Genomic DNA, 13,272 nt, shown 5'->3' with positions numbered 1-13,272 from the left:
AGGGGAGGGGAGGAGGGAGGGGCTACCAGGGGTAGCCGGCGGGGTGGGAGATGGTGGCCAGGACTTGTTGGCCGGTGGTGTTGGGGTGGAAGTAGTCCCAGGTGGAGAGTTGGGCGAGGGTGAACGGGTAGCTGAAGACGGCGTTGTTGTCGTAGCGGCAGTTCGCGCCGTACGCGGCACAGGCCGCGGCGAGTTGGGCGTTGAAGTCGACCACCCGCTGGCGGACCCGGTTGCGGCGGTCCACGTCGGCCTGGGCGGTCGAGGTCGGGTTGGCCAGGATGGACTGGCAGATGCCGAAGAGGGACCAGGCCGTACGCGCGCTGCTGCTGCCCTTGCCGACCGACCAGAGTCGGTGTACGTCCGGAATGCTGATCACGTAGATCTTGGCGTTGGGCAGGCCGGACTTGAGTCGGGCCAGCGTGGAGTCGATGTTCGCCCGGAAGGTGGCCGTCGAGGTCATCGTCGATTCCGAGCTGGTGCAGGCGTCGTTGGCGCCGGTCAGGATGGTCACGTAGCCGACGCCCTGGCTGACTGCGGTGCCGGCCTGGCCGTACAGGTCGGCTGACTTGGCCCCGGTGCGGGCGGCGTTGTGGTTGCGGCCGTTGATGGCCGGGTTGACCCGGCGGATTCGCAGGTAGTGGCTGTTCACGGTGGTGTCGTCGCCGGTGCTGAACGAGCGGCCGGTGCAGTCGACGTAACCACCCGCAGGCGTTGAAGCCGCGGGTGATGGAGTCGCCGAGGCTGGCCATCGAGTTCGGGGGTGGGCCGGGGTCGGCGACGGCGGGGCTGGTGGCGAACAGGACGAGGGCGGTGACGCCGGCGAGGGTGGCCAGCGCGCGTCGGACGAGGGTCGTGGTGGCCTCCGGTGCACGGTTGCCGGGTGGTGGCGGTGACCAGAGCGTATAGACGGCCGTCTGTATCCACAATGTTGCAGACGGGTTACCTCGGTCGAACGGGGAAAGTGGGGCAAAGGGTGGCCTTGTCAATGATCTTAAATGTGTGAATACTTTCCTTCGCTTGGCCGTTTCCCCAGGTGGCCGAGTTGCCCTGCCCTGTCGGCATGACAGGGCCCTCCAACCCCCTTCGGGAGGCTGTTACATGCGACCCACAAGGTCAATGCTGCGCCGCGCCGTCACCGTCGCCGCGGCCGGAACCCTCGTCGCCGGCGTGCTCGCCGGCACCCCCGCCCAGGCGGCCCCCGGGTCCGCCACGCCCGACTCCGCCGCCACCCTGGCCGAGCGGCTCGGTGCCCGCGCCGCCGGCGCGTACGCCGACGCGACCGGCAAGATGGTCGTCGCGGTGACCGACAGCCTCGCCGCCCGTCAGGTGGCGTCGGCCGGCGCCACCCCGAAACTGGTCAAGCGGGGTGCCGCGGAGCTCAACCGCGCCACCGCCGAACTGGACCGCTCCGCGGCGATCCCCGGCACCGCCTGGTGGGTCGACCCGGCCACCAACCAGGTCGTCGTCTCCGTCGACAGCACGGTGACCGGCGCCAAGCTCGAGCGGGTCAAGGCCGCCGCGGCGCGGACCAACGGCGCGGTACGCATCGAGGCCGAGGCCGGTGTGCTGAGCACCCGCATCTCCGGCGGCCAGGCCATCTACGCCCAGGGCGGCGGGCGCTGCTCGCTCGGCTTCAACGTGCGGGCCGGCAACACGTACTACTTCATCACCGCGGGGCACTGCACCAACATCGCGGCGAACTGGTACAGCAACTCCAGCCAGAGCGCGCTGCTGGGTTCGCGTACCGGCAGCGTCTTCCCGGGTAGCGACTACGGCATCGTCCGCTACAGCAACCAGAGCACCGTGCAGCCGGGCAACGTCTCCCTCTACAACGGCAGCTTCCGCGACATCACCGCCTCCGGCAACGCCTACGTCGGCCAGTCGGCGCAGCGTTCCGGCAGCACCACCGGCGTACGCAGCGGTTCGGTGACCGCCCTCAACGCCACGGTCAACTACGCCGAGGGTCAGGTTCGTGGCTTGATCCGGACCAACATCTGCGCCCAGCCCGGTGACAGCGGCGGCTCGCTGTTCAGCGGCACCATCGCGCTCGGCCTGACCTCGGGCGGCAGCGGCAACTGCTCCACCGGCGGCACCACCTTCTTCCAGCCGGTCGGGCCGGTGCTGAGCCGTTACGGCGTCAGCGTCTACTGATCCTTCCGCACCACTGACCCTCCTCACCGCAGCGGGCCGCCGGATTCCTCCTCCGGCGGCCCGCCCGCATGTGCCGACGCATTTCGACCCTGGTGGGCCGCCCGCGGGTGCGCTGGCGCCAGGTACCGGAGCACCTCGATCCGGTGCGCGTGGACTGTTAAAAGGGGGCCCCTTTACTACCTGAGGCGTTAACAAGGTGCCCTTCCTTGCACCCGGCAAACGGCGGCGGGGGCGTCCTGCGAGAATGCCGGGAGCAGATGTAGAGCTTCACGAGGGAGACGCACGCCGTGATCCGTACCCATGACGCCGGCAGCCTGCGCGCGACGGACGCCGGCACCACGGTGACCCTCGCCGGATGGGTGGCCCGCCGGCGCGACCACGGCGGTGTCATCTTCGTCGACCTGCGCGACGGCTCCGGCGTGGTCCAGGTGGTCTTCCGCGAGGAGGACGCCCACGCCCTGCGCAACGAGTACTGCGTCAAGGTCGTCGGTGAGGTCACCCGGCGGCCCGAGGGCAACGAGAACCCGGAGCTGCCCACCGGCGAGATCGAGGTGACCGCGTCCGAGCTGGACGTGCTCTCCGAGGCGGCGCCGCTGCCGCTGCCGGTCGACGACCAGGTGGTGGCCGGCGACGACATCCGGCTCAAGTACCGCTACCTCGACCTGCGCCGCAGTGGCCCGGCCAAGGCCATGCGGCTGCGCTCGCGGGCCAACCAGCTGGCCCGCACCGTGCTGCACGAGCGGGACTTCCTGGAGATCGAGACCCCGACGCTGACCCGGTCCACCCCGGAGGGTGCCCGCGACTTCCTGGTCCCGGTGCGCCTGCAGCCTGGCAGCTGGTACGCCCTGCCGCAGTCGCCGCAGCTGTTCAAGCAGCTGCTGATGGTGGGCGGCATGGAGCGGTACTACCAGATCGCCCGCTGCTACCGCGACGAGGACTTCCGGGCCGACCGGCAGCCGGAGTTCACCCAGCTCGACATCGAGATGTCCTTCGTCACCGAGGACGACGTGATCGACCTCGGCGAGGCGATCGTGTCCGCCCTCTGGTCGGACCTGGCCGGGTACGAGATCCCCCGGCCGATCCCGCGGATCACCTGGCACGACGCGATGTCCCGGTACGGCTCGGACAAGCCGGACCTGCGCTACGGCGTCGAGCTGACCGAGCTGACCGAGTACCTGCGCGGCACCACCTTCCGGGTCTTCGCCGGCGCGATCGACGCGGGCGGCTACGTCGGCGCAGTGGTCATGCCCGGCGGCGCGTCCCAGACCCGCAAGGAGCTGGACGGCTGGCAGGACTGGGCCAAGGCGCGGGGCGCCAGGGGCCTGGCGTACGTGGTGCTCGACGCCGAGACCGGTGAGGCGCGCGGCCCGGTGGCGAAGAACCTGTCGGCCGAGCACCTCAACGGGTTGGCCGACGCGGTCGGCGCCAAGCCCGGCGACGCGATCTTCTTCGCCGCCAGCACCGAGACCCGGGAGGCGCAGGAGTTGCTCGGCGCGGCCCGGATCGAGATCGCCAAGCGGGCCGGTCTGATCGACGAGAGCGCCTGGGCGTTCTGCTGGGTGGTCGACGCGCCGATGTTCGAACGGACCTCGGACGAGAGTGGCGCGGCGGGTGGCTGGACGGCGGTGCACCATCCCTTCACCTCGCCGAACTCCGAGTGGGTGGACCGCTTCGAGGAGGCGCCGGACCGGGCGCTGGCGTACGCGTACGACATCGTCTGCAACGGCAACGAGATCGGCGGCGGCTCGATCCGTATCCACCGCCGCGACGTGCAGCAGCGAGTCTTCGACCTGCTTGGCATCACCCCGGAGGAGGCGCAGGACAAGTTCGGCTTCCTGCTGGAGGCGTTCAACTACGGCCCGCCGCCGCACGGCGGCATCGCGTTCGGCTGGGACCGGGTCTGCATGCTGCTCGCCGGTGCCGACTCGATCCGCGAGGTGATCGCCTTCCCGAAGACCCGCGGCGGCTTCGACCCGCTCACCGGCGCCCCCACCCCCATCACCGTCCAGCAGCGCACCGAGGCCGGCGTCGACGCCAAGCCCAAGCCCCAGGCCCCGTCCCACCCCGGCACCGCCGGCCCCGCCGCCCCGGTAGCCGACCCCACCTGACCCACCCTCAGCTGCCCTGGTTGATCAAGAAGTTTGCGTCATGCTCTAGGCGCTTCGCGACGCAAACTTCTTGATCAACCGACGGGGAGGCTGAGGATGCGGGTTCTGGTGGTGGGGGGTAGTGGGTTCCTGGGGCGGGAGGTGTGTCGGCGGGGGGTCGGCGCGGGATGGTCGGTTGTCGGCACGTGCCACTCCGGTGATCTGCGGGTGCCGGGGGTGGTGGTCCGACGGCTGGACGTGACGGACCGGTCCGCGGTCCGTGCGCTGGTCGCGCAGGTGCGCCCCGACGTCGTGATCAACACCTCCTACCGGTACGACGACTGGGCGGTCACCGCCGACGGGGCGGCGCACGTGGCCGGGGCCGCGGCCGAGGTGGGTGCCAGGCTGGTGCACATGTCCAGCGACGCGCTGCACGCCGGGCGCTCCGAGCCGTACGCCGACGACGATCCACCCACCCCGGTCTTCCCGTACGGTGCGGCGAAGGCGGCCGCGGAGACGGCGGTACGGGCGCTCGACCCGTCCGCGGTGCTGGTGCGTACCTCGCTGATCGTGGGTGCGGGCAGCAAACAGATCCAGCTCTGTCGCGACGCGTTGGCCGGTCGGGCCACCCTCTTCACCGACGAGCTGCGCTGCCCGATCGACGTCACCGACCTCGCCGCCGCCGTGGTGGAACTTGTCGACTCCGACTACGCCGGACCGCTGAACGTGGCTGGTCCCGAGGCGGTCAGCCGGGCCGAGCTGGGTCGACTGGTGGCGCACCACGAGGGACTCGACGCGTCCGCCCTGAAGACCACGACCACCGTCGAGTACGGCCTGGTCCGTCCCACCGCGATCCGCCTCGACACCACCCGCGCCACCACCCTGCTCCGCACCCGCCTACGCGGCATCACCGAACTCCTCACCCTCTGACCCACCCCGAAACCTGCGCGCTGGGACCCACACGCGGCCCCCCCGCGCGGGGGTGAGGGCGGAGGTGAGCAGGAGTGCATAGGGGTTGTGCATAGGTGGTGTGCACAGCTACTGTGCATTCATGTGCGAGATGTCGAACGGGGCCGAGCCGAAGATCGTGCACGTTGACGCTCGGCAAATACGGGCGCTCGCCCATCCGCTGCGCGTCCAACTGCTCGGCGTGCTGCGCACCAACGGGCCGGCGACCGCGACCGACCTCGCCGCCGAACTCGACACCAACACCGGCGCGACCAGCTATCACCTGCGCCAGCTCGCCGAGGTCGGGTTGGTCGTCGAGGAGCCGGCCGAGGGTGCCGGGCGGCGGCGCTACTGGCGTGCCGCTCACGACGTCAGTTCGTGGCAGAGCACGGATTTCGAGGACGACCCGGAGGCCCGGGCCGCGGCGGACTGGCTACAGGGCAGGCATTTCCAGTTCGTGGCCGAGTTCGCCCAACGCTGGACCGCCGTGCAGCATGACCGGCCGCGCGAGTGGCGGCAGGCCGTCGACTTCAGCGACACACTGCTCACACTCTCGCCCGCCCAGCTGCGCGCCCTCAACGACGACTTGCGGGCGGTGGTACGGCGGTACCGTGACAGCGCCGAGCCCTCCGCGCCGGACGCCGAGCAGGTGATCCTGTTCCTCGCCGGCTTCCCCCTGGTGCGGGACGCCCGATGAGCGTGCTGACCGTCGCGCAGGTACGCCACCGTTACCTGGTGCTGCACGGCCTGCGCTGGTTGCCGGTCGGCCTGCTGATCCCGGTGATCATCCTGCTCATGCAGGAACGCGGCCTGACGCTGACCCAGATCGGTCTGGCCGTCGCCGCGCAGGGCGTGGTGGTCCTCGCGCTGGAGCTGCCGACCGGCGGGTTCGCCGACGCACTCGGTCGCAAGCCGGTGCTGGTGGTGGCGAGCCTGGTCGGTCTCGTCTCGACCGGGCTGCTGGTGGTGGCGGACTCGTTCGCCCTGCTGATCGTCGTCTGGGCGTTGCAGGGTGTGTTCCGCGCCTTGGACAGCGGCCCTCTGGAGTCCTGGTACGTCGACTCCACCCTGGCCGCTGACCCCGATGCCCGGTACGAGAACGGGCTCGGCCAGGGCGGCACGGTGCTCGGCCTGGTCATGGCGGCCGGCGCGCTGCTCAGCGGCGCCCTGGTGGCCCTCGGACCGATCGGTCCGGTCAGCGCCCTGACCGGACCGGTGATCGCCGCCGTCGGCTTGCAGGTGGTCTACCTGGTGGCGTTGCTGGCTCTGCTGGCGGAGCGACGCGCGGTGGCCGGGCCGGGCGTGCTGCGCGCCTCGGTGCGGGAGGCCCCACGGATGGTGGGCGAGGCGTTCGGCCTGCTGCGCCGATCCCGGGTGCTGCTCGCGTTGGTGGCGGTCGAGTTGTTCTGGGGCTTCGGCATGGCCACCTTCGAGGGGCTGTTGCCGATCCGGCTGGCCGAGGTGGTCGCCGACGCCGATCGGGCCGCCACCCTGCTCGGCCCGGCCAATACGGCGGCGTGGCTCGCCTCGGCCGGCGGCGCGGCGTTGACGCCACTGCTCATCCGCTGGCTCGGTGCCGCGCCCGGCGCCGCCGTGCTGCGGATCCTGCAAGGCATCACCGTGGTCGGCATGGCGCTGTTCGCCGGTCCGACCGGAGTGCTGCTGGCCTTCATCGCCTGCTACACCGTGCACGGCGCGTCCAACCCGTTGCACATGGGGCTGCTGCACCGGCAGGTCGCCGGCCCGTACCGGACCAGCCTGATCTCGCTGAACTCCATGGTGGCGATGCCGGCGGCTGCCCTCGGTGGGGTGGTGCTCGGCTACATCGGCGACCGGGCCGGAGTGAGTACGGCGATGCTTGTCGGCGCGGTGGTGCTGGCCGTCGCCGCGCCGCTCTACCTACCGGCCTGGCGCGCCGGGCGCCACCCCGCAGGCGATGGGCGGGAGGCCGGCGTGCCGGACACCGGCCCGTCGCCAGGGGACAGCGCGCCGGCAACCAGACCGTCGGAGGACGGCGTGCCTGCGGCCGGACCGCCAGGTGTGCCGGTGGCCAGGCCGTCGGGGGACGGCGAGTCGGTGGCCGGTCAGGCGCAGCGGACCGAGGTGAGCGGAACGACGGCGGTGTAACCGAGTCGGCGGTAGAGCCGGAGAGCGCCGACGTTTGCCGGGTAGACGCCCAGCGCCAGCAGGTCGTGACGGGCCGCCAGCGCGCGGCTCATGCCGGCGGTGAGCGCGGCGCCCAGGCCGCGGCCGCGGAAGGCCGGATCCACCGTCAGGCCGGCGAGGAAACCCACGTCACCCCGGGTCCGGTCGGCCCCGCAGGCGATCAGCCGGTCGCCCTCGCGGATGCCGTACCAGTCGACGACCTGCGGATTGTCCGGCCGTGCCGTCGAGGTCGGGTACGACTCGTCGATGAGCGCGGTCAACTCCGGGCGATCGGCCTCGGAGAGCCGGACCACCCGCTCCTCACCCGGCTGCGGTGGCGGCAGCGTGGCCGTCCAGAGGAAGTCCCAGTCCTCGTGGCCCGTCACGCCCGGCACGGCGGCGAGGGCTTCCGGGGCCAGCCGGGGCAGGTGCACCCAGCGGCCGGGCTCGAAGACACCCTCGGCGGTGAGCCTGCCGAACAGATCGAGCGCCTCGGCCGGTGGCCCGATGATTCCACCCACCGGTCCCAGCGTGGCAGCGGGAAGCCGCCAGCCCACGGCACCGTTGCGTCGCCAGACCCGAAAGGGCTCCTGCGTCGGCAGCGAGTGTCGGACGAACGGATGCTGGTCCACGGCGTTCAGGAGCGCCTGCCGCTCGGCGAGCGCAGCGTCGGCGATGACCATGAGGCGAGCCTAGGCGTGCCGAGATCAGGGCACGAAACGGGCCCTCGCGGGGCGGTCGCCCACCCATCTCGGGGCGGGTCGGCGCTCCACCGTGGAGATTGGCATCGGGACCGTTCGGGTACATGCGGGGACGACCTACTGGCACCCCCACCGGAGGAACGTCATGCTCGCTATCGCCGCCGCCGTGGTCTTCGGCTTCGCACTTCTGCTCGACCTGCTCGGTAGCAACCTCGGAGCGCCGGACCTGTTCAACTGGAACACCCTCGTACTCATCGGCCTGCTGCTGCTCGCGCTGCACCTGGCCGGGGTGGGCGGGCGCGGCGGCCGCTGGTACCGGGGTCGCCGCCCCGGTCGCGGCTGACCGAGAAGGATCATCCCGGGCTCGGTCGGCGGCGCGATTCTGGCGCTGTCGGTCGAGCCCGGTACTGTTCTCGTGATGGAGTCCGAGACGCTCTTCACCCTGGGTGAGCCTGCCGCAGCAACAAGTGCGGTGGCGGGTTCCAGTGGCGTCGGTGGCTTCACCCCGGTCGGCCCGGACGCCCCGCTGCCGGTGCGGATGCGTCCGGCGAGCCTGGACGAACTCGTCGGTCAGGATCACCTGCTCGCCCCCGGCGCGCCACTGCGACAACTCGTCACCGGCGACGCTCCGATGTCGGTCATCCTCTGGGGGCCGCCCGGAAGCGGCAAGACCACCATCGCCCACCTGGTGGCCGCTGCCACCGACCGGCGGTTCGTCGCCATGTCGGCGTTGTCGGCCGGGGTGAAGGACGTCCGAGCGGTGATCGACACCGCGCGGCGGCAGCGCCGGTCCGGGGGACCGCCCACCGTGCTCTTCATCGACGAGGTGCACCGCTTCAGCAAGACCCAGCAGGACTCCCTGCTCGCCGCCGTCGAGGACCGCACCGTCACGCTTCTGGCGGCCACCACGGAGAACCCGTACTTCTCGGTCATCTCGCCGCTGCTGTCCCGGTGCGTGCTGCTCACCCTGCAACCCCTCGACGATGCGGCGGTGCGCGGCCTGCTGCGCCGGGCGATGACCGACGAGCGCGGCCTGGCCGGTGCGCTCACCCTCGACAGCGAGGCCGAGGACCATCTTGTCCGGCTGGCGGGCGGGGACGTCCGCAAGGCGCTGACCGCGCTGGAGGCGGCGGCCGGCTCGGCCACCGCGCTGGGCGCCGGTCGGATCGACCTGGCCACCGCCGAACGGGCGGTGGACACCGCGGCGGTGCGCTACGACCGTGCCGGCGATGCGCACTACGACGTGACGAGCGCCTTCATCAAGAGCATGCGGGGCTCGGACGTGGACGCCGCGTTGCACTGGCTGGCCCGGATGCTGGTCGCCGGGGAGGACGCGCGGTTCATCGCCCGACGGCTGGTCATCTTCGCCAGCGAGGACGTCGGCATGGCCGATCCGAGCGCGCTCAGCGTGGCGACCGCCGCCGCGCACGCGGTCGAGTACGTCGGCCTGCCCGAGGTGCAGCTCAACCTCGCTCAGGCGGTGATCCACCTCGCCACCGCACCCAAGTCGAACTCGGCCACCATGGCGATCGGCGCGGCGATCGCCGACGTACGGGCGGGTCGGGGTGGCGCGGTGCCGCGGAGTCTGCGCGACGCCCACTACGCCGGTGCCCGCGGCCTCGGCCACGGCACCGGGTACCGCTACCCGCACGACGACCAGCGTGGCGTGGTCCGCCAGCAGTACGTGCCGGACGACCTGGTCGGCACCGACTACTACCAGCCGAGCCAGCACGGCGCGGAACGGTCGGTGGCCACCCGGCTGCCGTTGTTGCGCCGGATCGTCCGTGGCCTGGCCGCCCCCACGACGACGCCACCGGTCTCCGGTCGGGCGCCGGCCCGGCCCGGCCCCGAAGAGACGCAGTTGACGACCGCGGACGCCGAAGTGACCGATGAGGTCGGCGATCGCGCCGACGGGAAGGGTCAACAGTGAGATCGCCTGGTTCGGAGCGACCGGAGGACGGCCAGGACGAGCGGCGTCCCAAGAACCGCCGCTGGGGCCGCAACAAATCCGAGGCCGTCGCGGAGGAACCGGAGGCCGGCGAGGACTTCGGCTGGATCGACGATCTGCGCTCGGCCAAGCAGCAGCGCGGTGGACTCGGCCCCGACGGCGCGCCACCCGCACCGGAGGCACCGGCCACCCGGTCCGGCCCGGCGGTGCCACCCGGCCCCGGCCCGGCGGTGCCATCCGGTCCGGCGGTGCCACCCGGCGCGGATCGTTCCGGCCCGCCGGCCGCCGGCCGCACCGGTCCGCTTCCGGGCCGCCCTCACCCTGCCCCGGCCGGGCCGGTCCCAGGGCCCACCGCGGACGCGCGTACGCAACCGGATCTCGGACGTCCCGCTGGTGCCGACCCGTCCCTGCCGCGCCCGGCAACCGCCGAACCGCCCCGCGCCCGCCCGGTGGACGGCCCCTGGCCCGGCGCACCTGTCACCCGCCCGGCCGGCGGCCCTCATCCGACCGCTGGGCCCACCCCGGCTGGCGGCCCTCACCCGGCCGGTGGTCCCGCCCCGGCTGGCGGTCCCCGTCCGGCCGACGGCCCGCCGCCCTTCGGTGGGCCCGTGACCGGCCCGATCCCCGGTACGCCGGACGGCCAGGTCTCCGGTGCCCCGATCGGCCCGGTGTCGGGTCCGCCCACGTCGCGTCGCACCGTCGGCCGGCCGGACGGTACACCTGCCGGCCCTCGCCGTGCCGCACCGGAACACCTGGACCCTGCTGGCGTCCCCGGTCCGCCGGACGGCAACACCGGGCCACGCCCGTACGCTCAGCCGGGTCGTCGGGCAGTTCCCGAGGCACCCGCCGTCGGCGAACCGGTCGAGCGCGGTCCAGGTCGTCCGCCGGCGGGCATGACGCCCGTGTCGGGGGCGGGTCCCACCGGCGCACCTGCCAGCGGCCGACGCGCCGGTCGGCGGCGCGCCGCCGAGCCCGACATGGACCAACCGGTGGTGCCGTTGTCCGGCAACGCTCCGTCGATTCCCGAGCCGTCCTCGGCAGGCGACGAGCATCCGCCCCGGGGCCGCCGGGCCGCGTCGCCGGTCCCTCCGCAGGCCCCGACGACTCCGCCCCGGGGGCGTCGGGCAGCACCCGAGCCGCCGGTCACCGGTGCTCGGGCAGCCGGCGCGATGGACGTGCCCGCGCCCGTACGCCCAGGGGAACCGGAACCGCTGGGCCGGCCCGGTCGCCGAGCCGCCGAGGACGGGCCGGTCACCCGGTCCGGCTCGGCCGATGACCTGGGGCGGCGACCGGCGGACCCGACCGGCCGCGCCGACCACGCCCCACGACCCATGGACCCGACCGGCCGCGCGGACCACGCTCCACGACCGGTGGACCCGGCCGGCGGTGCTGGCCGTGCCCCACGACCGGCGGAGCCGGCCAGCGGCAGCGGCCGCGCCCCACGACCGGTCGACCCGGCCGGCCGCGCCGACCACCCACCACCGGCGGACCCGGCCGGCGGCACCGGCCGCGCCGACCGCCCACAACGGCCGGCGGACTGGCTGCGACAGGCCGGTCGTGCCCATCACACCGATCCGGCGCTGCGGACGATCCGGCCGGGCAGTGCCCCGGCCGATCGGGCCGCCGGTTCGTCCACCGGCGACCTGTCCGCGACGCGTGAGCAGCGCGGCACGGACACTCCCGCCGGGCCGCCGCCGAGCCGCCCGGCCACCGGCGCCGAAGCGGGTCGGCCCGGCACCGGACCACGGCGGCCGGCCGCCGGCGCGCCGCGCCACGACGAGCCACCCACCGGCCGTGGACGTGCAGTTCCGCCCGGCATGCCACCGGCCGCCAACCAGCCGGGCATACCTCCGGTCAGCAGCCCGCCGCCGCCGGGCATGCCGCCGGCGGGCAGTCAGCCACCGCCGGGCGGGCCGCCGAGCACCAGCCAGTCAGTGCCCGGCTGGCCCGCAACGGCCTCGACGGCCGGTCGGGCCGGAGCGGCGCCGGTGGCCGGGCGCGCCGGGTCAGCGCCGGCGGCGGGGCCTACCCGGGCGCCGGGGCAACCGGAAACCGCAGTGACGGGACCGGCGCGCCGCGCCGTCGAGCCGGACGACCTGCCACCGGGTGTGGCACGCCCCGGCAAGCTGCCGGAGCCGCCGAGGACGGGACGGTCGGGCGAGTTTCCGTCCGTACCTGCGCCGGGGGCGCGGCGCGGCGACGGGCCACCGGTGCCGCCGAGAGCGGCGCCCACCAGCGGCGGTCCGCGCGTTGCGGGTGGTCCCGACGGAGCACCCGCCGGTGGCCCCGGCCGGCCCGGTGGCCCGCCACCGGGCCCCCACCGGGGCAGCGTTCGCCCCGAGGAGCGGCTGGCGGGTCGGGCCGCCCCGCCACCACGTAACCCGTCGCGTCCGGAACCCTCCGGCGCCGCTCCGGTACCCCCGCCGCCGCGGGTCGGTGAGCCCCCGGCGGTGGCCCGGGCCGCCGCGGCTGTCGCGCCGATGGGCCCGGCCGTGCTCCGACCCGGGGCGGAGCCGGAGGTACGGCGACCCGCCGACGCCGAACGCGGGGACGCCGACGGACCGGTGGACGACGGGCCGGACGCCGGTGGCGAACTGCGCCACCAGGGTGGCGGTAACCAACGCCTGCGCGTGATGATCCTGGCGGTGGCCAGTGTGCTGCTGCTCGGCGTGGTACCGGTCTTCTTCGGTCTGCGGGCGGAGGGCCGTGACCCGGTCTTCGCGTCGTTGGACGACCTGGCGGTGCCCACCTGGGCCGCGGTCGACCCGGTCGACGCCGTCAGCGGCAGCCGCTGGTGTCTGCTGGACTGCCGACTGCGGGAGCGGACCGTGAACTCCGAGCGGTCACCGGAGGAGACCGCCCAGGTGTACGAGTCGGCGCTCAGTCAGGACGGCTGGCAGCCGTGGAAGCCGGCCTACTGCCCCGAACAGGAGGAGAAGGGCAGCTACACCTGCTGGCGGCGGGACGAGTTGACCCTCGATCTCTGGGTCCGGGCTCCCACCTGCGTACCGCCTCCGGTGGACGGTGAGCCGGCGGTGGTGCCGTCGCTGGACCCGGAGGCCGCCGCCGAGGAGTGCCCTGGCTCGTTGGTGACGGTGAAGGTGCGCAACGCGATCGACGACGACCGGACCCGGCCCCAGCCGAGCACCGATCCGTCACTGACCGGTGTGGACCCCTACCCGACCCTGGGCGACGACCCGTTGGGTGACTTGACGCCGTCACCACCGTCCTGAGCCGAATGTCATCACGGACGGTAGGGTCTGGTCTGGCGTCACGCGTGTCACCCTGCCGT

General features: G+C 73.4%; 10 protein-coding genes. 8 read left to right on the top strand and 2 right to left on the bottom strand.

The features are described from left to right. Nucleotides 1-22 precede the first annotated feature (22 nt). The gene (locus C1A38_RS15270; protein ID WP_233196839.1) at nucleotides 23-649 is read right to left on the bottom strand and encodes a GDSL-type esterase/lipase family protein; all 627 of its coding nucleotides are present in this window, start codon (nucleotides 647-649) and stop codon (nucleotides 23-25) included. A gap of 449 nt (nucleotides 650-1,098) precedes the next feature. On the opposite strand from C1A38_RS15270, the gene C1A38_RS15265 reads away from it, so the two are divergent. The 5 genes from C1A38_RS15265 (at nucleotide 1,099) to C1A38_RS15245 (ending at nucleotide 7,313) form a co-directional block, all read left to right on the top strand. Beyond that, nucleotides 1,099-2,151, top strand: coding sequence for a S1 family peptidase (locus tag C1A38_RS15265; RefSeq protein ID WP_102658483.1), 1,053 nt, complete (start codon nucleotides 1,099-1,101; stop codon nucleotides 2,149-2,151). A gap of 287 nt (nucleotides 2,152-2,438) precedes the next feature. After that, on the top strand, nucleotides 2,439-4,259 hold the full coding sequence (gene aspS / locus C1A38_RS15260) for an aspartate--tRNA ligase (RefSeq protein WP_102658482.1): 1,821 nt from the start codon (nucleotides 2,439-2,441) through the stop codon (nucleotides 4,257-4,259). Nucleotides 4,260-4,355: 96 nt separating this feature from the next. Further along, the gene (locus C1A38_RS15255; protein ID WP_102658481.1) at nucleotides 4,356-5,168 is read left to right on the top strand and encodes a sugar nucleotide-binding protein; all 813 of its coding nucleotides are present in this window, start codon (nucleotides 4,356-4,358) and stop codon (nucleotides 5,166-5,168) included. Nucleotides 5,169-5,289: 121 nt separating this feature from the next. Next, on the top strand, nucleotides 5,290-5,883 hold the full coding sequence (locus C1A38_RS15250; protein ID WP_102658480.1) for an ArsR/SmtB family transcription factor: 594 nt from the start codon (nucleotides 5,290-5,292) through the stop codon (nucleotides 5,881-5,883). After that, entirely contained in the window at nucleotides 5,880-7,313 is a 1,434-nt protein-coding gene (locus tag C1A38_RS15245; protein ID WP_102658479.1) for an MFS transporter, read from the top strand. Before C1A38_RS15250 ends, C1A38_RS15245 begins: the two co-directional genes overlap by 4 nt. Here the strand turns inward: C1A38_RS15245 and C1A38_RS15240 are convergent. After that, nucleotides 7,271-8,014, bottom strand: a complete 744-nt coding sequence (locus C1A38_RS15240) for a GNAT family N-acetyltransferase (RefSeq protein WP_102658478.1) — start codon at nucleotides 8,012-8,014, stop codon at nucleotides 7,271-7,273. The genes C1A38_RS15245 and C1A38_RS15240 overlap by 43 nt on opposite strands. Before the next feature lie 163 nt (nucleotides 8,015-8,177). Here C1A38_RS15240 and C1A38_RS15235 point away from each other — a divergent pair, with 163 nt between their 5' ends. From C1A38_RS15235 to C1A38_RS15225, 3 genes are all read left to right on the top strand, one after another. Beyond that, the gene (locus tag C1A38_RS15235) at nucleotides 8,178-8,375 is read left to right on the top strand and encodes a hypothetical protein (protein ID WP_013732742.1); all 198 of its coding nucleotides are present in this window, start codon (nucleotides 8,178-8,180) and stop codon (nucleotides 8,373-8,375) included. A gap of 75 nt (nucleotides 8,376-8,450) precedes the next feature. Then, nucleotides 8,451-9,962 carry a replication-associated recombination protein A gene (locus tag C1A38_RS15230; protein WP_102658477.1) on the top strand — a complete coding sequence of 504 codons (1,512 nt, stop codon included), beginning with the start codon at nucleotides 8,451-8,453 and terminating at the stop codon, nucleotides 9,960-9,962. 2,651 nt (nucleotides 9,963-12,613) lie between these two features. Then, nucleotides 12,614-13,213: a hypothetical protein gene (locus tag C1A38_RS15225; protein WP_373307015.1), complete on the top strand. Its 600-nt coding sequence runs from the start codon at nucleotides 12,614-12,616 to the stop codon at nucleotides 13,211-13,213. Nucleotides 13,214-13,272: the final 59 nt, after the last annotated feature.

The sequence above is a fragment of the Verrucosispora sp. ts21 genome (genome assembly GCF_002879555.1).
Taxonomy (GTDB): Bacteria; Actinomycetota; Actinomycetes; order Mycobacteriales; family Micromonosporaceae; genus Micromonospora; species Micromonospora gifhornensis.
Note: the sequence above shows the minus strand (reverse complement) of the source record. Positions and strands in the feature narration are given on the sequence as shown.